General features: G+C 52.7%; 21 protein-coding genes. 4 read left to right on the top strand and 17 right to left on the bottom strand.

Annotated features, from left to right (window positions below):
• Positions 1–9: 9 nt before the first annotated feature.
• The 6 genes from KK078_RS15955 to KK078_RS15980 all read right to left on the bottom strand — a co-directional run bounded on the left by KK078_RS15955 (position 10) and on the right by KK078_RS15980 (position 5,720).
• The gene (locus KK078_RS15955; RefSeq protein WP_254091291.1) at positions 10–1,287 is read right to left on the bottom strand and encodes an acetyl-CoA C-acetyltransferase; all 1,278 of its coding nucleotides are present in this window, start codon (positions 1,285–1,287) and stop codon (positions 10–12) included.
• Positions 1,288–1,382: 95 nt separating this feature from the next.
• Complete coding sequence (locus KK078_RS15960; protein WP_254091292.1) at positions 1,383–1,847, bottom strand: hypothetical protein; 465 nt, start codon at positions 1,845–1,847, stop codon at positions 1,383–1,385.
• Between the two features lie 3 nt (positions 1,848–1,850).
• Complete coding sequence (locus KK078_RS15965; RefSeq protein WP_254091293.1) at positions 1,851–2,264, bottom strand: hypothetical protein; 414 nt, start codon at positions 2,262–2,264, stop codon at positions 1,851–1,853.
• Positions 2,265–2,275: 11 nt separating this feature from the next.
• Positions 2,276–2,833 carry an RNA polymerase sigma factor gene (locus KK078_RS15970; protein WP_254091294.1) on the bottom strand — a complete coding sequence of 186 codons (558 nt, stop codon included), beginning with the start codon at positions 2,831–2,833 and terminating at the stop codon, positions 2,276–2,278.
• A 70-nt stretch (positions 2,834–2,903) separates the two neighbouring features.
• A complete protein-coding gene (locus KK078_RS15975) occupies positions 2,904–4,970 on the bottom strand; it encodes an ATP-binding protein (protein ID WP_254091295.1) in 2,067 nt (688 codons plus the stop codon).
• Positions 4,971–5,219: 249 nt separating this feature from the next.
• Complete coding sequence (locus tag KK078_RS15980) at positions 5,220–5,720, bottom strand: CinA family protein (RefSeq protein ID WP_254091296.1); 501 nt, start codon at positions 5,718–5,720, stop codon at positions 5,220–5,222.
• A gap of 181 nt (positions 5,721–5,901) precedes the next feature.
• Here KK078_RS15980 and acnA point away from each other — a divergent pair, with 181 nt between their 5' ends.
• Positions 5,902–8,664 (top strand): aconitate hydratase AcnA, encoded by a 2,763-nt coding sequence (gene acnA / locus KK078_RS15985; protein ID WP_254091297.1) that lies wholly within the window; start codon positions 5,902–5,904, stop codon positions 8,662–8,664.
• Between the two features lie 314 nt (positions 8,665–8,978).
• On the top strand, positions 8,979–9,233 hold the full coding sequence (locus tag KK078_RS15990; protein ID WP_254091298.1) for a hypothetical protein: 255 nt from the start codon (positions 8,979–8,981) through the stop codon (positions 9,231–9,233).
• 27 nt (positions 9,234–9,260) lie between these two features.
• Here the strand turns inward: KK078_RS15990 and KK078_RS15995 are convergent, their stop codons facing one another.
• The 3 genes from KK078_RS15995 to KK078_RS16005 all read right to left on the bottom strand — a co-directional run bounded on the left by KK078_RS15995 (position 9,261) and on the right by KK078_RS16005 (position 12,718).
• Positions 9,261–11,603 (bottom strand): GAF domain-containing protein, encoded by a 2,343-nt coding sequence (locus KK078_RS15995; RefSeq protein WP_254091299.1) that lies wholly within the window; start codon positions 11,601–11,603, stop codon positions 9,261–9,263.
• Between the two features lie 74 nt (positions 11,604–11,677).
• Entirely contained in the window at positions 11,678–12,283 is a 606-nt protein-coding gene (locus tag KK078_RS16000) for a chemotaxis protein CheB (protein WP_254091300.1), read from the bottom strand.
• Between the two features lie 189 nt (positions 12,284–12,472).
• Positions 12,473–12,718 (bottom strand): hypothetical protein, encoded by a 246-nt coding sequence (locus KK078_RS16005; protein WP_254091301.1) that lies wholly within the window; start codon positions 12,716–12,718, stop codon positions 12,473–12,475.
• A gap of 248 nt (positions 12,719–12,966) precedes the next feature.
• On the opposite strand from KK078_RS16005, the gene KK078_RS16010 reads away from it, so the two are divergent.
• Entirely contained in the window at positions 12,967–13,401 is a 435-nt protein-coding gene (locus tag KK078_RS16010; RefSeq protein WP_254091302.1) for a response regulator, read from the top strand.
• Here KK078_RS16010 and KK078_RS16015 read toward each other — a convergent pair.
• The 4 genes from KK078_RS16015 to KK078_RS16030 all read right to left on the bottom strand — a co-directional run bounded on the left by KK078_RS16015 (position 13,398) and on the right by KK078_RS16030 (position 16,461).
• A complete protein-coding gene (locus tag KK078_RS16015) occupies positions 13,398–14,921 on the bottom strand; it encodes a sensor histidine kinase (protein ID WP_254091303.1) in 1,524 nt (507 codons plus the stop codon). The genes KK078_RS16010 and KK078_RS16015 overlap by 4 nt on opposite strands.
• 84 nt (positions 14,922–15,005) lie before the next feature.
• The gene (locus KK078_RS16020) at positions 15,006–15,440 is read right to left on the bottom strand and encodes a response regulator (RefSeq protein ID WP_254091304.1); all 435 of its coding nucleotides are present in this window, start codon (positions 15,438–15,440) and stop codon (positions 15,006–15,008) included.
• Positions 15,441–15,509: 69 nt separating this feature from the next.
• Positions 15,510–15,896, bottom strand: coding sequence for a response regulator (locus KK078_RS16025; protein WP_254091305.1), 387 nt, complete (start codon positions 15,894–15,896; stop codon positions 15,510–15,512).
• 145 nt (positions 15,897–16,041) lie between these two features.
• Positions 16,042–16,461: a response regulator gene (locus tag KK078_RS16030; protein WP_254091306.1), complete on the bottom strand. Its 420-nt coding sequence runs from the start codon at positions 16,459–16,461 to the stop codon at positions 16,042–16,044.
• A gap of 132 nt (positions 16,462–16,593) precedes the next feature.
• Here KK078_RS16030 and KK078_RS16035 point away from each other — a divergent pair, with 132 nt between their 5' ends.
• Complete coding sequence (locus tag KK078_RS16035) at positions 16,594–17,028, top strand: response regulator (RefSeq protein ID WP_254091307.1); 435 nt, start codon at positions 16,594–16,596, stop codon at positions 17,026–17,028.
• Here KK078_RS16035 and KK078_RS16040 read toward each other — a convergent pair.
• The 4 genes from KK078_RS16040 to KK078_RS16055 form a co-directional block, all read right to left on the bottom strand.
• Positions 17,025–17,462: a response regulator gene (locus KK078_RS16040; RefSeq protein WP_254091308.1), complete on the bottom strand. Its 438-nt coding sequence runs from the start codon at positions 17,460–17,462 to the stop codon at positions 17,025–17,027. The genes KK078_RS16035 and KK078_RS16040 overlap by 4 nt on opposite strands.
• Before the next feature lie 254 nt (positions 17,463–17,716).
• Positions 17,717–18,577 (bottom strand): helix-turn-helix domain-containing protein, encoded by an 861-nt coding sequence (locus tag KK078_RS16045; RefSeq protein WP_254091309.1) that lies wholly within the window; start codon positions 18,575–18,577, stop codon positions 17,717–17,719.
• 8 nt (positions 18,578–18,585) lie between these two features.
• Complete coding sequence (locus KK078_RS16050) at positions 18,586–19,620, bottom strand: PAS domain S-box protein (protein ID WP_254091310.1); 1,035 nt, start codon at positions 19,618–19,620, stop codon at positions 18,586–18,588.
• Between the two features lie 285 nt (positions 19,621–19,905).
• A complete protein-coding gene (locus KK078_RS16055) occupies positions 19,906–20,322 on the bottom strand; it encodes an OsmC family protein (RefSeq protein WP_254091311.1) in 417 nt (138 codons plus the stop codon).
• Positions 20,323–20,497 lie beyond the last annotated feature (175 nt).

A 20,497-nucleotide genomic window follows, 5' to 3' on the forward strand; every position in this document is an offset into this window, starting at 1 on the left:
GAACGACTGTTATCGCTGCAGGATGGCCGTAATGCCCTGGCCGCCGGCAGCACACACCGAGATAAACCCACGGCCACTTCCTTTTTCGTGCAACAACTTGGCCAATGTGGCAATGACACGGCCGCCGGTAGCGGCAAACGGGTGCCCCGCCGCCAGGCTGCTGCCCACAACATTCAACTTGCTACGATCAATGCTGCCCAGCGGCTCCTGCCCAAACTGACGGCTTAGCTCGGGGCTCTCCCAGATCTTCAACGTAGTGAGTACCTGCGCAGCAAACGCCTCGTGTATTTCATAGAAGTCAAAATCCTGTAATGTCAGCCCGGCCTTGGCCAGCATGCGTGATGCGGCATGGACGGGCGACATCAATAAGTTATGACGATTGTCCAGGTATTCGATCGCAGCCAGCTCGGCATGTGTAATGTATGCCAACACGGGAAGACCTTGCGCGCGTGCCCATTCCTCGGAGGCCAGTAGTATACACGAGGCACCGTCGGTCAACGGTGATGAATTGCCGGCCGTAAGCGAGCCGTTTACTTTGTCAAACGCGGGCTTAAGCTTGGCCAGCTTCTCCATGCTGGTATCGGTACGCAGGTTGTTGTCGCGGTTCAACCCGTTATAGGGAGTGATCATATCGTTAAAGAACCCGCTGTCGTAAGCGCGCGCCATTTTCTGGTGGCTTTCGAGCGAGTATTGATCTTGCTCCTCGCGCGAGATGCCATAATGCCGGGCGGTGATCTCGGTCTGCCCCCCCATCGAGAGCCCTGTACGCGCTTCGACGTTCTGCGGAGCTTCGGGGGCCAGGTCTTTTAATCGGATCTTCAGGAACTGGCGCAATCGCTCGCCGGTCGTCTTTGCCCGGCGCGCGGCCAGCAGGATACGACGCAGGTTCTCGCCCAGCAGCAACGGCACGTTGCTGGTAGAGTCTACCCCACCGGCTATGCCCACCTCTATTTGCCCGAGGGCGATCTTGTTGGCAATGTACACCGCCGATTCGATGCCCGTGTCACAGGCTTGCTGAATATCACAGGCGGGCGTGGCGCGGTCCAGCGACGTAGACATGACACACTCGCGCATGAGGTTTATTTCGCGGCTGTCTTTTATAACGGCTCCACCGGCCACTTCGCCGAGGCGCAGTCCCTGCAGCTTGTAGCGGTCGATCAACCCGTTCAGGGCTGCAACCATCATGTCTTTGTTATTGGCCTGCGTATAAACGGTGTTGTTACGGGCAAAGGGTATACGGTTATAGCCTACGATAGCGACTTTACGGGATTGGGCGATGGCGAGCATGGTGATAGTATTAATGCGCGCTTAAGTTACCGAATTAATGGTTGTGACGACATGTCAATTTTATCGTTTCACCTGCCTTCCCGAGGTTTGCGGCGTCAATTCTTTTCGCGCCCCCGGCGACGTTCCTGTATCTGCTTCAGTATCAGCAATCGAAACTTGCGTTCGACCTCGGGTAGCATCCGCAGCTTCTGCGCGGGAATAACGTTTAGCAGTTGCCCGGAATATTGCCGTTCCAGATCCACTTCTTTCTGCTTCACTTCCAGGCCCAGGGCCACCAGGTCTTTTTCATTCTGGTCAGCGGTTTTACCGGGGTCGGGATGGCGTCTGGCATAGCGCAGGTCTTTCAGCAACGCTTTGCGCTTGTCCGTAAACTCGCGGTAGATGGGCCAAAATTTTTCCGCTTCTGTGGGGGTCAGCGCCAATTGGTCCGTGATGTACGCCACGCGCGCCGCGTGTATTCGTTCGCGCACCGTGGGGCTGCTTTCGCCGGGCAGGTCGTCCTCCTGCGCGTATAACGGGATGGCCAGTATGACCAGTATGATGGAAATGAACGTTTTCATGTCTTATAAACTATTAAGGTCGTTCAGGTTGTCTTCTATGGCGTCGAGTACGTCGTCGTCCAGATCCAGGTGGTAGACCTCTTGCTCGATAGCCTGCGCGTCGTCGGTATCCAGCAGGTCGGTGTCCAGTAGCTCTTCCGTGGAAAGTCCTTCGGACTCTTCCAGGTAGCTCATCAATTCTTCCGTGGCAATGCCTTCCAGGATATCTTGTGGCGAAGATGCCTGACGCGTATACCATAAAATGCCGGCGGCAAACAACACAACTGCCGGCAAGGCATACCGCAAGCTGTAGCGCCACACAGGCCGGATCGCAGGGGTCTGTTTTGCCACGCGCGCCTGAATGACGCCGGGCAACGTATCGAAATAGCCTTCGGGCGCTGTAAAGATCTCTTTTTTGGGTATGTCTTCCAGTTTCATACAGGTAGCGGTTAGTGGCCGGCGGTGTTTATATCGTGGCGAAGATAGTCTTCGATCTTTTTTACCGCGTGGTGGTAGCTGGCCTTGAGTGCCCCCACGCTGGTTTGTGTGATCTCTGCGATCGTTTCATAAGGCAGATCTTCAAAGTATTTCATATTGAAGACCACCCGTTGTTTATCGGGCAGCGAGAGAAGGGCTTTCTGCAAGCGGCGTTGTACGTCGTCGCCGGACAACCCTGGCTGCTGGTCGAGCTTGCGGCTAAGCTCTTCGGTCACGTCGCCGATGGGCAGGAAGAACCTGCGCTTTTTACTGCGTAAGAAATTCAGGCATTCGTTGGTGGCGATGCGGTACACCCAGGTGTACAACCGGGCATCCTCCCGAAAGCTGTCGATGTGCTTGTGGATCTTGATAAAGACCTCCTGGGTCAGGTCGTCGGCATCGTCGTGGTCAATGACCATCTTGCGGATATGGCCGTAGACACGCTGCTGGTACGCGCGCACCAACAGGTTAAATCCGTAATTCCGGGTCCCGGGGTCCCGGATCTTTGCCAAAAGCTCTTTATCCTCCAAGGAGATCGACGGTGAATTCCCAAGTTAGACAAAAGCCCGGGCGCCGGGTTTAACGACCGGTGAAAATAATTCAGGCGTTACGGGGCAGCGTAATGACAAAGGTCGCCCCGGCCCCCCAGACACTTTCCAGCGTAATGGTACCGTGCAGTTTCTCTACCAGGGTTTTGACGATCGACAACCCCAGGCCGGTTGAGCTCTCGCCCCCGGTGGGGCGTGCGGAGAGACGGGTAAATTTGCGGAAGACCCGCGACAGATCGTCTGGATGGAACCCCGGGCCCTCATCGCGAATACGAAGGGTGACCGCGGCCGGTTGCGCCTCTGTGTCGATATAGATGCTCCTGCCGGGCGGCGAAAATTTGATGGCGTTCGTGAGGATGTTGTCGATTATGCGGTTGAGGCAATGGCTGTCGGTCTGCACCACACTGTCCGGGTCGTTGCGCAAGACCATGGTAAGTTGTTTTTTCTCCAATGCACCTGTATAGTGCGCTGCTAATGTGTCGACGAATTGTCCCACGTTTAGCGGGACCAGCGTTAGCGCTTCGTGATGCTCGTACTGATTGATCTCCAACAGGTCGCGGATCAGGCCATTCCCCTCCGAGCATACCTTTTGCATTATGCCCACCAGCTCCTTGCCTTCGTCGTTGAGGGACTGCCCCATCTCCACCAGCGTAGCAAGCCCCGCGATGCGGTTCAGCGGGCTGCGCAGGTCGTGCGCCACCACACCGATCAGGCCGTCTTTCTCGCGGTGCAGCTCTTCCAGGGCTTCGTTCTTTGTGGCCAGCATCTTATTTTGTTCTTCTACGCGATCCATCAGCACCTTCAACTCTTCATACGCTTCGGATATCCGCTCGTGTTGCTCGCTCACCTCCCGTGCATAACGCGATTTGATATAGCCCCAATACAAAATGAGGCCGGTTAATAACACAAAGAAAATAACGGATATGATCAGCAGCTTTTTGTTCGAGGAAAGCTTCAGCTCCTCCATCTTTTTAGCTTCGCTCAGAAGAGCAATTTCTTTATCTTTCTTCTCGCTCTCATAGAGCTCTTGCATTTGCGCGACCTGCTGGCTTTTACGTTCGTTGAACAGGCTGTCTTTGAGGTGTGAATATTCTTTAAACCACTGGTAGGCCGACTGGTAGTTCCCACGCGCGGAGTCCAGCCGCGAGCTGTACAGGTATACCTTCTGCATCCAGGGCATCGCGTCAGACCGTTCGGCCGCTGCCTTTACTTCCTCCAACGGGGCGGCTGCCCGCCGGGGTTGCTGTCTGCGGATGTATAGATCGGTCAGACCGAGCAAGGACTTGACGAGCGCTTCGTCGCTGTGGATCTCGCGGGCTATACGGATCGATTCCTGGTAATAAGTTTCCGCATTCAGAAACCACCCCATGTTGCGATAGGAGTCACCCAGGCTGGCTTCGGCAAACGACATGCCGCGCTTGTCACCCATCTGCCCGTATTTGATCAGGGCGCTATCAAGATGTTGGTTGGCTTCCTTGTACTGTTTCAACCCGATAAAGGCCTCGCCGATATTCAGCAATGCCACGGCTTCGGACCGCAGGTCGTTCATCTCGCGGGCAGCGGCACGGTACAGGCGAAAGTATCGCAACGCTTCGTCGTATTGGGTCGTGGCCATCTTCACCACGCCGAGGTTGTTGACAAGTGTGGCATAGTAGAGCCTGTCGGCAAACGTAGCGCTGATCTTCATGCCTTGCAGGTAATACTCCTGTGCCAGGTCGTAGCTGCCGCGGTTGAAGTATGTTATGCCCATGCTGTTGAGTACGCGCACGCGCATGTCTTCGTTGGGGTGGCTGTCGAGCACCGCCAGCGCTGCGCGGTATTGCTCGTTGGCTTCTTTGTAACGTGCCTGGTGGTCGTACGCCTGGCCGATGTAGAGGTAGGTATCGGCCAGTCTGCCGAGCTCGTTCGCTTCGGTAAAGGCCGTATGTCCTTTGTGAAAGTGCGCCAGCGCGCTGTCGTAATCACCCATGCGAAGATAGGCTTGCCCCGAGCCGATCCACGCATTACCTTCTCCTTTGGGATAGTGCATCGCGCGCGAAATAACGCGCGCCTCGGTTGCATTCTTTAAAGCTTCATCGTACTGCCCTGCGCGGTATAGCTGTCGCGTTAGCGCGATCAAAATGGTGGCACGCGTTGTATCTTCTGCGGGATGCGCCCGTAAGGCCTGGCGCAAACTATCCAGCTGCGGGGTAGCAGTCGATTGTGCGCTTGCTGTATGTGGCCCACATAAACATGTGGTGTAAACCAGCGCACATACCATCATAGAACGCAGGACAGGCAAAGTAAAATTGGGCATACTCCTGCCATATACGTTTTCCGGAAAAAAAGTTTCACACACGAAAACGATTCTTCCGAAAATGCATTTTTTTCAATCGCGCCGCCGTGTGCTTAAATAGTTACTAAAGTCTTCCAGCACTTGCGCCGCATAATAGCGTTGCACCGGGTAGACGCCTTCTTTAGTGGTTTCCATCTTTTTCTCCAACACCACCGCGCCGTTGTAGGCCACGGCATAGAATGCAAACAACGTTCCCTCTACCCCACACTCCGGAAAGGGCGCGGCATAGCCCGTGATGCCGATGCCCCAGTCACTCGAAAACAATGTGCTGACATGACGCGCCATCTGGGCGGCTACACGGTCGGATACGCTGTTGCATGCGAGGGCATGGATGGGCTCCACTTGCAATAGCCGGGCCTTTTGGCCAATGTTGTAGGCGGTCAGTCCGCCCTGGAAAAAAAGCGTGGCCTGGTCGGCCAGCGAAATAGCCGCTTGCAGTTGACCGGCCGTGACGCTTTCCGCAACGGCCAACGTTTCTTCGTGGGCTACCATGTAATGCCTGATGTCGGAAATGTCGGCTAGTTTGTGCATCATCCCAGGGTAGAAATACGCATAAACCGTGAAAAAATTGTACCTGGCACCATTTCTTGGCAGCCAAAAGCAAAAATTGTCCGTATTCGTAAATAAAGATGTCCGATGGGGAGAAAACAACCCCCTGAATTCTGTTTACTCTGGAAAAAGTGTAGCTTAAAACGTCCATGTAAGCGTATATCATATGACAAATCAGGATCATTTTCACACCAAAAAAGAATTGACCGTTGGTGACAAACGGTACTCCTACTACAGTCTGAAAGACTTGCAACAACAGGGGCATGCTATCGAGCGCCTGCCGTTCTCCATCCGGATACTGCTGGAGAATGCCCTCCGGAATTTCGATGGCTATGTCACCACGCAGGAACACGTTGAGACGATCCTGAACTGGTCGCCCAAACCCGAAGACAAAGAAATACCCTTCATGCCCGCCCGCGTTTTGATGCAGGACTTCACGGGCGTGCCCGCCATCGTAGACATCGCCTCCCTGCGCGACGAGATGGCCCGGAAAGGGAAAAATATCACGCGCATTAATCCGCTCATACCGGTCGACCTGGTGGTCGACCACTCCGTATTGGTCGACTACTACGGCACGAACGACGCCTACCGCCTGAACGTAGAAAAAGAATACGAACGCAACAGCGAGCGCTACCGCTTCCTGAAATGGGCGCAAGGCGCGCTCGATAATTTTTCGGTAGTCCCTCCCGGCATGGGCATTTGTCACCAGGTGAACCTGGAATATTTCTCAACCTGTGTAGTAGAACGCGGCGGTTTTATCTTTCCCGATTCGGTGATCGGTACGGATTCGCATACGCCCATGGTCAACGGCCTGGGTATTGTAGCGTACGGCGTAGGCGGCATTGAAGCAGAAGCTGCCATGCTTGGACAGCCACAGTTCTTTTCGTTGCCGGAGGTGATCGGTCTCAAGCTCACGGGCAAGCTGCCGGTGGGCGCCACTGCCACGGACCTGGTACTGACCATTACAGAGCTGCTGCGCAAGACCAAAGTAGTCGGCAAATTCGTAGAGGTCTTTGGAGACGGACTAGATGCACTTTCCGTGCCCGACCGTGCAACGATCGGCAACATGTCACCGGAATTCGGCTGTACGGTAACGTACTTCCCCATCGACGAAAAGACGCTGGATTATCTTGGGAAAACCAACCGTCCGGCAGGGCTGATCGAGCTTACGCGGAAGTACACACAGGAAAATCTGTTGTGGCGTGAAAATGAAGATGCCATTCTGTACAGTCAGGTCGTGACGCTCGACCTCGCTACGGTCGAGCCGACCATCTCGGGCCCGAGCCGCCCGCAGGACAAAATCCTGCTGCGCCAGGCAAAACAGACGATCACAGACTACATCGAAAAGACCTACAGCCGGCGCTATGTTACCTTCGGCGATCGCCCGCTGAATCGGTGGAGCGGCGAGGGCGGCAATGTTGATCCGTCGCAAGTGAAGACTGTCGGCCAGGGTGGTCACACCGATATGCATACCGTGGAAGTGACCTATAACAACGAAACGTTTCACCTGAGCGATGGCGCCGTTGTCATCGCGGCTATCACAAGCTGCACCAACACATCCAATCCCGACGTCATGATCGGCGCCGGACTGCTGGCGGAAAAAGCGCTGTCGAAAGGCCTTCGCGTGAAACCCTGGGTGAAAACGAGCCTCGCACCCGGTTCCAAGGTTGTAACCGACTACCTGCGCGAAGCGGGGCTGCTGGCAAAACTCGAGCAAATGAAGTTCAACGTGGTAGGATACGGTTGTACATCGTGTATCGGCAACTCCGGGCCTCTGCCCGACCCGATCGCGGCAGCGATGCAAGAGCACGATCTGATCTTAGGCGCTGCGTTGTCCAGCAACCGTAACTTCGAAGCGCGAATCCATCCGCAGGTGAAGATGAACTTCCTGATGTCGCCGCTGTTGGTCGTAGCCTATGCCATTGCCGGCCGTATCGACATCGATATGACCACCGAACCGCTGGCGTATAACGATCACAACGAGCCGGTATACCTCAAAGATATCTGGCCGTCGGACGAAGAGATCCACAGCACCGTGAGCCGCGTCGTAAAAAAAGATTATTACAAGAAAAACTACGCCGAGATCTTCGACGGCAACGAGCAATGGCAAAATCTCTCGGCACCACAAACGAAGGCCTACAAATGGGATCCCGCTTCTACCTATGTAAAGGAAGCGCCGTTCTTTGTTGATCTGCCCGAAGCGGTCGAACCGATCAAACCGATCGCAAAAGGTCAGGCCCTGCTGGTGCTCGGTGATTCTATCACGACGGATCACATCTCGCCGGCCGGCAGCTTTAACGAAAAATCGCCGGCAGGTCAATACCTGGTCAGCCGCGGCATTTCAAAAGATCAGTTTAACTCGTACGGTTCGCGTCGTGGCAATGATGAAGTCATGATCCGCGGAACATTTGCCAACGTACGCATCAAAAACCAACTGGCCACGAAGGAAGGCGGCTTTACACAGCATATTCCTTCCGGGCAGGAAATGACGGTATATGATGCGGCCATGAAGTATAAGGAGACGAATACCCCGCTGCTGGTGCTCGCCGGCAAGGAATACGGCAGCGGCTCTTCACGCGACTGGGCCGCTAAGGGAACATTCCTGCTGGGCATCCGCGCGGTGATCGCCGAAAGCTATGAGCGCATTCACCGCAGCAACCTGGTGGGCATGGGCGTGTTGCCGTTACAATTCCTGGAAGGTGAAGGTCATCAGCAACTCGGCCTCACGGGGCGTGAAACATTCGACATACCGGAGCTGACCGACGCGATCAAACCGGGGCAGCAACTTACCATCACCGCAACAGCCGAAAATGGCAGCCGGAAACAGTTTAACGTGCGTTGCAGGTTGGATAGCAAGATCGAAATTGACTATTATCGCAATAAGGGCATCTTACAATATATGTTAAGACAGTTTTTGACAAAGAATTGACACGCCGCATAGAACGTCAATCCGTGGAAACGCCGCACCACCCTGATGTGAAAGGCGTAATTTTTCCTCAGCACGAATTTGCGGGAACGGGAAAATACGCGCGAAACACGATGGCACAGTATTTATACTTCTACGGATAGTAGATTAGTCCCGAAGGAGTGGTACATTCACTTGTATCTGAGAACATATCCTGAAAACTTGCTCCGGGTAATGCCGGCGAAAGGAAACGAGATCAATCATACGAAGGAGGCTGCTTTATTAACGTAAAGCAGCCTCTTTACTTACCGATATTCGATCTTAAACTTTAGAGGGTTATGAAACCGATCAGCATTTCTGACAGTGACAAAATCACGTTCCGTGATTTTAATGAAGGCAATTCCGTACAGGTACGTGTATCTGTGCCCGAGACCGAAATAAAAACATACACCAAGGGGACTTCCGTCACGATCGTTCACGGTGGACAAGAGGCTACCGGGCGTATTGTATCCGATCCGATTGTTGTTAGTGGTACCCCCGGCCCGGGTGAGCGCCTGCTTTCATTGATCATAGAGAAAGCACAATCGGCGTAAGACGCCAGGGCTCGCATCAGGCCGTGATTATTGCACGCCCACACGCAGCGCGACCAGGCCGTGTATGCCCTGCAGTTCTTCCAGCTCCAGCTCTTCGAGATCGTTCTTCAACAATCCTTCCTGCTGTAGTGCCTGGATGTACTGTTTGTAGCGCTCGGCCACAAAGCTGTTACGGTAATAAACAACGGCAATTTTGCCGGGTTGTGTCAGGCGCTCGCGGGTGTCTTTGACATTTGCCTTGTCGATGCGCTTCTTGATGATCTGATAACGAATGTTGTAACTACCCTCTACATCAAAGCGGCGTTCGTCGTTGCGGAAGCCGATGTCGATCGCAGCGGGATGAACAAAGATCAGCTGCGTGGTTTGCAACGGCACTTCCATGCGCGGCATAAGCCGGCGCGTAATGCGCGATATCGATGCCATGAACCGAAGCTGTCGTTGCTGGAAAGTGTCGACATGGGCCAGCTCAAACGGAACGGTCGGAGCAATGGACTGGCCTACATAGATATCGTACTCTACACCGTCGGTCCTGAACTTTTCAAAATAACTGGGGTATAGCTTGTTCAAATCCCGGCGAAATAATTCCAGGTGTTCGCTAATGGCGGTATTGATGCGTTGCATCGACGTCTCCAGCATCCGCCGGTGTTGAAACACGGCCCCCGTCTGTTCATTGTTCGCATCGAGAAAAGTACCGATCAATGCGTGCAGCGCCGGTTGCTCGTCATGCAGGATATGCAATTGGGGCAGTACCTCGTCCTCGATAAAATTCTTCAACGCCGTCTCGTCGATGTGTATCGATCGATCTTCCACCCTCCCGCGCCAGATGTTTGATTTGAGTATCAGTTCGTCTATGCGGGGCAGGTCTAGTTGCGTGTCGATTTCATCCAGGGTATGCAGTAGCAGCTTCACCTGAAAGACTAGGTCCGCGCGCAGGGCGGTGTTTCGTTCCACCGTTGAATTTCGTATGTCGATCGCTCCGTAAAGCGGGTATACATCTTCAAATGAAACGGTGGGAATAGCATGTCGACGGGATCCAAAGAAATGATCTTTTCGATACTGCCATACGGCCTCACGGAATTTCCATTCGACAGACGGCTGCAACGGCGTAAACACATCCTTGATGGTGTGATCCATGAACGCATTAAAATCGAGGATGCTTTTTTGCAGCAACTGTGCGAGCAACGGAAGCACATTCTCCAGTTGATTGAGGTTGGCCTCCTGCAACACGCCGGCGCGATCGCTGTAAGCCTCCAGGATCCCCACCAGGGCATTGTTGTGAAACACGGGAATCAACGCCAGCGATTGCATGCCGGTATGCTGAAAGAGTTGATCAAACCACGAAATGTTTTCTATCCCATCGGTGGCATGAAAGACGAGCGACTTGGGCTTAGTGCGATAGCCGTTCATATAATCCAGGAATACGGATTCGGGTATTGACAGTTTGCTGGCGGTGTTGGCGAGGATACTAAACGGGTCGTTTTCGTAGGACGACAGCAGATGGCCGTTGAGCTCGACCATGGGTAACATGCCGAACTGCATGGCGCTGTTGCCGACCAGCGACTTCAGCAACGTCAACACCTGGCGGTAGACGCCCCCGGTCTCCGTGGGATCGTGCTCCAGCATGGTATTGCGGATGTTTTCCAATATCTTCTCCGTGGTAACGTCTTCGACGGTCAGGATGGCAAACCCTTCAAAGTGAAAGGCGTCCATGGGCAGCTGTTCCTGCAGGTAGCCTGTCAGGGCACAGTCTATGGCGCTCGCCAATTTTCCGGTATCGAGGTTCGGAAGCGGCCGCAGTTGTTGAACCTCTACATACCGCAGGTCTGACCGCACGGCCAGATACTTCAGCAGACCGGTGTCCTCGTCTATATAGGAATATGTCAGGTCTTCGCGCGGAAGGATCGGCAGGTTAAACACCTTGCGCAGAATAAACGAGTAGACAAATTCATAATGCCATTTGTCGATCTTCTCGTCTTCCGAGAATTTTAACGAGTCGGGTATCCGGGCATGCACGCGCTTGTCGATAAGGTTGTAAAAAGCGTTCGTGCCATAAAAAATAGCCGGCCACAACGGAGCGCCCAGGCCCCAGAGCTTGGTTTCGGTTTCACTGGCCGTGGGCTCTACGGCCGCATGTACCAGGTCGAACAGCGCATCATATTCGGCCACCCGATCGAGATCAATCGGTTGCAACCACGCAGGATGTGCTTCGAACTGCCCGATAAAGATCTCCAACTGCTGTTTCCGAATGCCCGTGGATGCGGCATGTTGCTGGCGCAGGTGCGAATAAAAATTCCGGAAGGAAAGGGTGGTTCTACCCGTCAGGGTATATTTCGTCAGGCGCTGGTTAACCAGCTGAAGATCAGAGTGCATGCGGGCACGTTTCGGATTAAGAGGCTGTGTGCGTTACCAAAACCGAAGGCGTGCGTTTTTTGTTCTGTTTCCTGTCAGGAAAATTTATGGGATGGTAAAAGCCCATCGTCCAGTTGCAGCATGGCGGCCAGGCGCTGCCCCAGCTCGCGTGGCGGCAGCACAAAGTCGGGATGGTCCACCCGCATGGTGGCCCTGGGCATGGAATCAAACTGCGCCGACGCGGGATCTTGCACCAACACCTCACCGCCGTGCCGGTATAGCATGAGGGCCCCTGCCGCGCCGTCAGAACCCATGCCGGAAAGAATAACACCAAGCGCACGGTCGCGCTGGTCGTGGGCGAGCGACGAAAAAAATACATTGATCGCCTGGTTCCACGCATAGTCGTCGGGCCGTGGTGTGAGATACAAGATGCCCTGCCGTATCTCCAGCAAGACGTTTTCGGGCATGACATATACCCGGCCGGCCTCCGGCACCACGATGCCGCGGATACGCTCTACGGGCATCACGACATAGTTCGCCATGATCTCGGCAAGCATGCTGTGGTGGTTGCGCAACAGGTGCGTGACAACCACAAAGGCGGCCGGCAAGCCCGGCGGAATGTCGCGGAAAAATTCTTTCAGCGCACTGTGGCCGCCGGCAGAGGCGCCTATTCCTACGATGTATCGGGGTGCGTCGTTCATGCTGCTATAACCATCCCTTTCGTTTAACCATATATATAGATCAACAGCGTTACTACAACTATGCCCAGCAGCACGGCCGTGTCAGGTCCAGTACCCGGTCGATGGCGGCGCCGCGACTACCAGCACCAGGCCATCATTTTTCTCATTTGACGACGAAAAAATTATGCCATCTGCCACAGAACAACGGGATCACCCGCCGTCTTTCGGCAATTCGATTTTGTCCAGGTATTTGTTTACGTCGGTGGTTTCGGCCAGGGCTATCTTATCGACTTCGTTGGTGGCGTTGTCCAGGTAAACTTCAATAAAATCCTTGCCAACGGCATACAAGTTTATCTTGAACGAGCCATGCACCACAGTCTCCAGGTATATGCCGTTCTCCCAGACCCACTTAGCTTTATCGTTTAGCGGGAGGTTTTCAAATTCCAGCTTCGTCATGCGCGTATCGTGTAAAGGGTTTCCTGTAAAGATACGGCTAATTCCGTAAGCACCTATTTTCAGTAGATGTTCTGCATATATCCGCCCGGTTAAATTTATGTGTTCCTGCTACAGTTACCAAGAGCCGTTCACTGCGAATAAGTACCTCCCGTCCCTGGAAACATATGTTTTTATAAGTATCTTCATTTTTGTCTGTGCGTAAATGTGTATCTTGATTAATCACCACACCAACCAGCGAACGAGGGAAGATGCCTAAAAGCAAACGTTTAATATATATCGACGATGACGAGGATGACATCCTGGTGTTAGCCGAAGTACTGCTACAAGTGAATAATGAGATTGAATGTATCTCTGCGGTCAACGCGCAGGAAGGGCTGGATCTGTTGGAGCACGGCGATCCGCCGCATTATATATTTCTCGACATCAACATGCCGCGCATCAGCGGCAAACAATGCCTGCAACTCATACGCGCCAATCCACGCTACGACCACGTGCCGGTCGTCATGCTCTCCACGTCCACGTCCGACGCAGATGTAAAAGAGTGTATGGCCCTGGGCGCCACGGCCTTCCTGGTCAAGCCCAGTGACTTGTCAACCTTTAGTGAAAAGTTGCGCACCCTGTTTCAAAACATTCATCACCAGACATTGCTGCGCGGTTCGTCCAGGGGACCGGGCAAACGTTAAGCCGGCAGGTATAGGAAAAAGGTTGCACCCTGCCCCGGTTCGCCGGTGGCGGTGATAAAACCGTGGTGATTGTCCATGATCTTCTTACAGATGGCCAGCCCAATGCCGGTGCCTTCGTATTCGTTCCTACCATGCAACCGCTGAAATACCTGGAAGATGCGTTCGCTGTATTGCGGATCAAAGCCGATGCCATTATCGGCTATGGCAATACGGTAATATACACCGTCACCGGCCAGCGGGCCGATGGCTTGTCCGTCCGCGGTACCGGCGGTAATAACAATACGCGGTGGCACATCGGGTTTGATATACTTCAGCGCATTAGCCAAAATATTGGTAAGCAACTGCTCGAACTGATAGGGAATGACTTTTACCACCGGCAGCGCGGCCATTTCGATCGTGGCGCCGACGGCTTCCATCCGCTCGCTCAGCTGCTCCTGCACGTTCGCTAACAACATGCCCAAATCCAACGCTTCCACGTGTTGCCCCGCGGCATTCATGCGCGAGTACGAAAGCACATCGGCGATGAGCTGTTGCATCTGCATGGACGCCTGCTGCATCCGGCGAAAGTAGTCTTTGCCCCGGTCGGTCAGAGCGTCCTCCGTGGCCTGAATACGCGTGGCAAAAGTCTGTATCTTCCGCAGCGGCTCTTGCAGGTCGTGGCTGGCGACAAAGGCAAATTGAGCGAGCTCTTCATTTGACTTCTGCAACGCGTGGTTCGACTCTTTCAACTCGGCGGTACGCTCCTGCACTTTTTTCTCGAGCTCTTGGGTGAACGTCTTTTGCTGCGTAATGTCGACGGCCGTGCCGTACATGCGCAACGGCTTGCGATCATCGTCATGCACGATCTTGCCCCGTACACGTATCCAGTGCACCGACTTGTCGGGCCAGATAATGCGGGCTTCATATGACAGCCCCCCCGTGGTAAACGAGGTGCTGACCGCCTTCTCGCGGATGTGCAGGTCGTCGGGATGTAATGCCTCGATCAGCTGCTGGTGCGACACGGCGTCGTCGGCCGGAAATCCGAATATCTCCACCAGGCGCGGTGAGCTGTAAAACTCCTGATTCTCCAGGTCCCAGTCGAATGTGCCCAGGTTGGTGGCCTCTATCGCCAGGCGCAGACGCTGTTCGGCCGCTTGGATCTTTTCGCGTGCTTCGACTTTTACGGTAACATCGTTTACCGTCACCATGATACCCGACACAGTCCCGTTCAATTCCCGCAAGGGCGTATACTCAAAATCGAGGTAATATTTTCGGCGACCATCGTGCGAATCTACGTACGTCAGGGCCTCGCTTTCACGCTGCGTGTTACCGGTCTCCCAGACCGCACGCAATAGCTCGGGGAATCTCTGTCCTTGCAACTCCGGCAATACGTCCATCAATGGGCGGTTGGCTACCTCTTCGCGTGCACGATCGACAATGGTGAGGTATGTATCGTTCACCATTTCGATGACCAGCTCCCGCCCCCGCAATACCACCATACCGATAGGTGCTTGCATGAGCGATTGGTAGAACTTATCCATGGCGACAGATTTGAGACGTCAAGATAACGATATATCCGTACACGACCGACACGGTAGGCCGCACCTTTTCAGTGCACGGGAATGTTAGAATTGCAATACATATTTTTCTTTGCTCGGCTGTACCGTGTGCAGGCTCCAATCGATAGCCATGATCTGTCGGATGGCTGACTTCAGCTTGTCGAACGTGCGCGGTTTGTGAATATAAAAACTGGCTCCCTGACGGTAGGTACGCTCAATGGTACTTTCTTCATTTGACGTGGAAAAGATCACCACGGGTATAGCGCGGAATTTTTCGATCTGCCTCATTTCAGCGAGGCACTCGAATCCATTCTTACGCGGCATATTAATGTCCAGAAAGATAACGCAGGGCAGCGGCACAGTTTCTTCCAGCTTTTCCATCAGATCGACGCCGTCGGTGGCCATGATGAGATTCGTATCGGCCGAGAGCTCACGAAGGGCATCTTCAAACAACAGGCGGTCGTCATCGTCGTCATCCGCCAGAAAAAAACTCTGCGCCATACATATACGTTGTGGCGCTAAAGATAGCCAATTCAACGAAACCGGCAACGTAGGGTATTCCCCGATTTACTACGCCATCTCCAGGGCCAGCCGCAGGCTTTGTTCCTGTAAAGGCTTTGTCAGATAATGATCCGCGCCCAGCTCCTTGGCTCGTTGACGATCCTCCGGATCGTCGGAGGATGAAACGATAAAGATCCTAACATGTTCTTTACCGGGTATACGCAACCGCCGAAACGCCTCCAGGAACCCGAAACCATCCATAACAGGCATGTTGAGATCCAGCAGGATTACATCGGGCAACGCCTTTGCGCCCTGGTAATAGTCATTAAAAAGCGTAAGCGCTTCCTGACCGTTCATGGCCATGTGGATCTCACTGGCAAGGCCCATATGTTGCAGGGTCTTCGAGCTTAAGAAATTAAAGATGCTGTCATCGTCAACCAATAATACACGCTTCATGGCTCTTCTTCTTTATAGTGGAATCTTTTAAAAATGATGTATCTATTTTCCGCAACGGTTGCACCGATGTCCCCACCTGAAAAGTCAGGTGTCGTGCAAACCGTGCCGCTCGCAATTCCATATCTTCAGCAAGTAGATCCACACTTCACCGCACGGCGTTAGGGTGTCTGCACTTCGTCCAGTACCGAAAAATGAGATTCATCGTATCTTCCAATTCCCGGAACGACGATTCCTTTAGGAAAAACCCGTGCGCGCACAAATTATAAGCTTCTACCACCGTTGCCGGCGCTACGGCCGTGGAGAAAAAAACAAAGGGAATGCTTTTGTTGCGAAGGTAATCGTCGCGTTGAATTTCACGCTTAAGCTCCAGCCCATTCATAATGGGCATATTCAAATCGCAGATGATCAGAAATGGTTTATCTGTGGTAACACGTAAATATTCCAACGCATCCTTGCCGTTTTCGAAGTGCTCCAGTTCTCGTTTTTGCCCTATTTTTTCCAGGACCTCCGCCAGAAGGTCACGGTCGTCACTATCATCGTCTATCAGTACAATCGGGTCTCTCATGAACAAGGTAATTTAAGGCCCTGCCAGCATCTTGTGTGCTGAACCTAGCAAATTTCCCGATAAAATAATACGCCCTGGCAATATCCCGGAATTGCGTTTTTTGTGTGTACATTTATCCCCAAGTTGAAACAGATGGGAAAGCATATCTTACTGGCAGATGATGATGACGACGACAGAATGCTTTTCCAGGAAGCCTTACGAGAAGTTAGTCGCGACACGCGACTAACGATGGCCATCGACGGCGAGCAGCTCATGGAGGTATTGGATGCCATGCTGCCCGAGCGGCCTACGGTACTGTTCCTCGATCTGAACATGCCCCGTAAGAACGGTTTTGCTTGCCTGGAAGAGCTACGTCAACAGGAGGTCTTTAAGGACATGCCCATTGTCGTGCTTTCAACTTCTGACGATGTCGCTACCATCGACAGCTTATACCTGTCAGGCGCCAGCCATTATATGTCAAAGCCACCCTCGTTTGAAGTATTGAAGTCGGCTGTGGAGTATTTCTGGCGCATCGATTGGAACGCTTCCCGTCCTCCTTCACGTGAAGCGTTCGTCCTGATGTTCTAATACTGCAATAAAAATTCTTCTTTGGAAGGCTGCGTGGCACGCAGCTTCAGGTCGAGGCTTAATACATCGTGAATAGCCTGCTTGAGCTTCTCAAAGGTGTTGGGCTTGCAGATGTAATAGTTCGCACCCTGGCTATACGATTGCTGGATGATGCTTTCCTCGTTCGAAGTGGAGATGATCACCACCGGTATATCCTGGAACAATGTCCGCTCGCGCATTTCGCGCAAACATTGAAAACCATTCATGCGGGGCATGTTGATGTCTAAAAAGACAAGATTGGGGAGAGACGGCAGACGCTGCTGTAGCTTTTCCATAAGCTCTTCACCATCGGTAGCCATGACCAGGTCGGCACCGGTATATACCTCGTGAAGTGCATCTTCAAACAGCATGCGGTCATCTACGTCGTCGTCTGCCAAAAACAAACTCTTTTTCATGCTATGGGTTGGTTTTGGTGGGTATGCCTATTGATGGAGAACATAGTGCGCGGCGCAGAAAGTTCCGCACCTTCGACGCCGTGTCTGTCTAACGAGTTTACGCATTTGGTTTTGTATTTACCAATATTTGCCGCACGAAAAATAAGGTGTGCGCATGTTTTCGCAAACACCGAACATTTATCGCCGAATACTCCTGCGTATCGCAGGCCGTTGGCATTCAACGAATGCGGCGAAACAAAAATTGATGGATTACGTCAACCCGCTTGCTTGACCATGCCATGCGGTTGCCGTCTGAATTCGGCCGGTGCAATACCCGTTGTTTTGACAAACAACCGGTTAAAGTACGCTGGATCTTCATACCCCAGGTCGTACGATATTTCTTTCACCGTCATGTCCGTATACAGCAACAGACGCTTTGCTTCCAGCATGATGCGGTCTTTTATGATATCGTTGGGGGTCTCCGACCGGTAACGGCTCAACCGCTTGCTAAGCGCTTTGGGTGTAATGTTCAGCAGGTCGGCATAGTCGGCAACGCCATGGCGCTTTCGGAAATGGCTCTCCACCAGCTGGCTGAATTGGCGAAGGAACTCCGCCTCGGGCTGATCGTCATGTTTTGCATAGCCCGCATGTTCTTTCCAGAGCCGTGTCGATTTGATGATCACCTTCTTAACAAGGATGCGCAACATCTCTTCTACGGCCATATCGTCGCGTTGCATCTCGTCTACGATCTCTTCCAGTATCGCTTCCATCGTGCGCGCATGTTCCTTTGTCAGCGCTACCGCAGAAGAACCGTATACGTTGTTATACAAAATGCCGTCGCACGACACTTCCTTCTCATGGATCTGTATACAATAAAAATCGCGATTAAAGTAAATAACATAGCCTTTAAAGCGATTGTCGTCTTCCACTTCAAAGAATTGATTGGAGCCTATAAAAAACAACGAGTCTTGTCGCAGGACGTGCTTCTGAAAGTCGACACGCAACGCCGAGCCTGCGCGCAAAAACAGGATCCGGTTAAAATTCTTGTCGGTCAGCGCTACTTCCGGCAGATCCGTGGCAGCATCAAATTTTACAATACCGATCTTCTTGTGTGTAAACTGTTTGAACAGGCTCATCCCAGGGGTTAGTTATGGAACTGCTGGTGGTAGATAAAGTCACCCAGTTCGCGGCTGTACTTGTCCAGGTCATCCACGCACCGCTTCAGGGCTTGCCGCACCAGGTCCCATTGATCGGTGTCGATGGCGTCCATCCGCAGCAGCTCCAACAGGCCTTGCATAGTGCTGATGGGGCTGCGAACACGGTGTGATGTCATGAAAGCGATACGTTCCAGTGCCTCGATGTAGTCTGTTTTTTGCAGCTCGGCATTCTTGAGGTCTGTCACGTTGCGCCCAATGCTCATGAACTCATACAGGTTGCCAAAGGAATCAAATATCCCCCGCACGTACAAGAGGATCCATTGCTTTTCCTGCCGGGCGTTCTCTAGTTCAAACACTTTTGATATCTCGGGGTTATCGGGTGTCAGCAGAAAGGCCTGCCGGATGAACGAGAGCGGTACTCCCTTGAGCGTAAACTCGTATATATTAGTCCCTATAATTTCAATGAAACTTTTGCCGGTGAATTCCTGGTACTGCGAGTTTACATAGATGCGATCCCCGTGCGAATTGAACAGCGCAATAAGATCCGATTGATTTTCAATGAGCGCCCGGTAGCGGGCTTCGCTGTACCGCAGATCGGTTAATGCCGCCTGCTTTTCTTGTAAGGCTACTTTGGTATCGGTGATATCGTTGATCAGGAAGAGGTATAGCGTATGGGCTGGCTCCTGCCCCGTGTATATAGGCAACAGGTGCGTTTGAAGCCAGACACGATCACCAAACGCTGTGTCATAACGTATTTCGCCCGACCACTGCACACCTGTCGATACGATCGGAAAGAGTGTCTGAAACATCGTGGACTGCAGCAGGCCATCGAAATTGGCGAGAGGCTCGCCGATCAGCTCGTGCGCTGCACGGCCGAACGTTTCACAAAACTGGGCGCTCGCCCAGCCGATCCGGAAGTCTTTGTCCAGTACGGCAAAACGAACGTTAGCCGCCGTTGCATTTACACTGGCATTCAGAAATGCCTGCTCGTCTTTTGCCACGTCCTCGAGGGTAGGTATCATTTTATGTGTTGTTTGTCGGCTTTGCACCGTACAAGCACTGCGGAGGCCTCATTACTACCCCTCTGACAATCAACACCGCGCCTTCCTGGTATAGGGAGGCTTCGGAGGCTCCGCAGAAACTTATACTGTATATAGTGAAGCATACTGCTTGCTGGCAGTATACTGTAAGAGACTGATATAACAGCCGTATACGTGGCAATAATTCCCCGGTTAATACTTTTTACTAAAATATTACCGCTATCGTTACCAGTATTGCCGCATTGTTAACACGTATTCCAACGATTATTACAACAGCGAGGCCTCGAGCGAAACAGACGCGCGGAGCACTTGCGACACGGGGCAATTTTCTTTCGCTTCCCGGGCGGCCTTCAAAAATTCCTCTTCGGTGATGCCCGGCACCCGTGCTTTTAACACGAGATGCGATTGTGTGATGGCGCCATTCTCGAAGGTGATGACGCAATCGGTAGCGAGATCTTCTGGAGTAAAACCCGCCTCACCTAGTACAAAGCTTAGCTTCATGGTAAAGCAGCCCGCATGCGCGGCCGCGATCAGCTCTTCGGGATTCGTACCAATGCCTTCTGCAAAGCGCGTGTTGAAGGAGTATTGTGTTTTATTCAACACGGTAGACGATGTTGTCAAGGCACCGTGTCCTTCTTTACCGGAACCGTTCCATACGGCACTTGCTTTTCTTTTTACGTTCATATTGGTTGTATTTTGTGTTTGTTAAATGATAAAGCAAAGGTGCGCGGATGGCGTGTACCGCGCATGAGACGAAAAGGAACCCGTCTTGTACTTTTTGCCCTGGCATGAAATTATATCTGCCAAAATCATGTCAGACGATAACCCGATGTTAAAACACTGTAAAAGGCTATAATTT

Origin of the sequence: Dawidia soli (assembly GCF_018598185.1) — a bacterium.
Taxonomy (GTDB): domain Bacteria; phylum Bacteroidota; class Bacteroidia; order Cytophagales; family Cyclobacteriaceae; genus Ohtaekwangia; species Ohtaekwangia soli.

What these genes read in the sequence shown, in the direction of transcription:
- KK078_RS15955 (WP_254091291.1), bottom strand. Translation starts at nt 1,287, where the DNA reads ATGCTCGCCATCGCCCAATCCCGTAAAGTCGCTATCGTAGGCTATAAC.
- KK078_RS15960 (WP_254091292.1), bottom strand. Translation starts at nt 1,847, where the DNA reads ATGAAAACGTTCATTTCCATCATACTGGTCATACTGGCCATCCCGTTA.
- KK078_RS15965 (WP_254091293.1), bottom strand. Translation starts at nt 2,264, where the DNA reads ATGAAACTGGAAGACATACCCAAAAAAGAGATCTTTACAGCGCCCGAA.
- KK078_RS15980 (WP_254091296.1), bottom strand. Translation starts at nt 5,720, where the DNA reads ATGATGCACAAACTAGCCGACATTTCCGACATCAGGCATTACATGGTA.
- acnA (WP_254091297.1), top strand. Translation starts at nt 5,902, where the DNA reads ATGACAAATCAGGATCATTTTCACACCAAAAAAGAATTGACCGTTGGT.
- KK078_RS15990 (WP_254091298.1), top strand. Translation starts at nt 8,979, where the DNA reads ATGAAACCGATCAGCATTTCTGACAGTGACAAAATCACGTTCCGTGAT.
- KK078_RS15995 (WP_254091299.1), bottom strand. Translation starts at nt 11,603, where the DNA reads ATGCACTCTGATCTTCAGCTGGTTAACCAGCGCCTGACGAAATATACC.
- KK078_RS16000 (WP_254091300.1), bottom strand. Translation starts at nt 12,283, where the DNA reads ATGAACGACGCACCCCGATACATCGTAGGAATAGGCGCCTCTGCCGGC.
- KK078_RS16005 (WP_254091301.1), bottom strand. Translation starts at nt 12,718, where the DNA reads ATGACGAAGCTGGAATTTGAAAACCTCCCGCTAAACGATAAAGCTAAG.
- KK078_RS16010 (WP_254091302.1), top strand. Translation starts at nt 12,967, where the DNA reads ATGCCTAAAAGCAAACGTTTAATATATATCGACGATGACGAGGATGAC.
- KK078_RS16015 (WP_254091303.1), bottom strand. Translation starts at nt 14,921, where the DNA reads ATGGATAAGTTCTACCAATCGCTCATGCAAGCACCTATCGGTATGGTG.
- KK078_RS16020 (WP_254091304.1), bottom strand. Translation starts at nt 15,440, where the DNA reads ATGGCGCAGAGTTTTTTTCTGGCGGATGACGACGATGACGACCGCCTG.
- KK078_RS16025 (WP_254091305.1), bottom strand. Translation starts at nt 15,896, where the DNA reads ATGAAGCGTGTATTATTGGTTGACGATGACAGCATCTTTAATTTCTTA.
- KK078_RS16030 (WP_254091306.1), bottom strand. Translation starts at nt 16,461, where the DNA reads ATGAGAGACCCGATTGTACTGATAGACGATGATAGTGACGACCGTGAC.
- KK078_RS16035 (WP_254091307.1), top strand. Translation starts at nt 16,594, where the DNA reads ATGGGAAAGCATATCTTACTGGCAGATGATGATGACGACGACAGAATG.
- KK078_RS16040 (WP_254091308.1), bottom strand. Translation starts at nt 17,462, where the DNA reads ATGAAAAAGAGTTTGTTTTTGGCAGACGACGACGTAGATGACCGCATG.
- KK078_RS16045 (WP_254091309.1), bottom strand. Translation starts at nt 18,577, where the DNA reads ATGAGCCTGTTCAAACAGTTTACACACAAGAAGATCGGTATTGTAAAA.
- KK078_RS16050 (WP_254091310.1), bottom strand. Translation starts at nt 19,620, where the DNA reads ATGATACCTACCCTCGAGGACGTGGCAAAAGACGAGCAGGCATTTCTG.
- KK078_RS16055 (WP_254091311.1), bottom strand. Translation starts at nt 20,322, where the DNA reads ATGAACGTAAAAAGAAAAGCAAGTGCCGTATGGAACGGTTCCGGTAAA.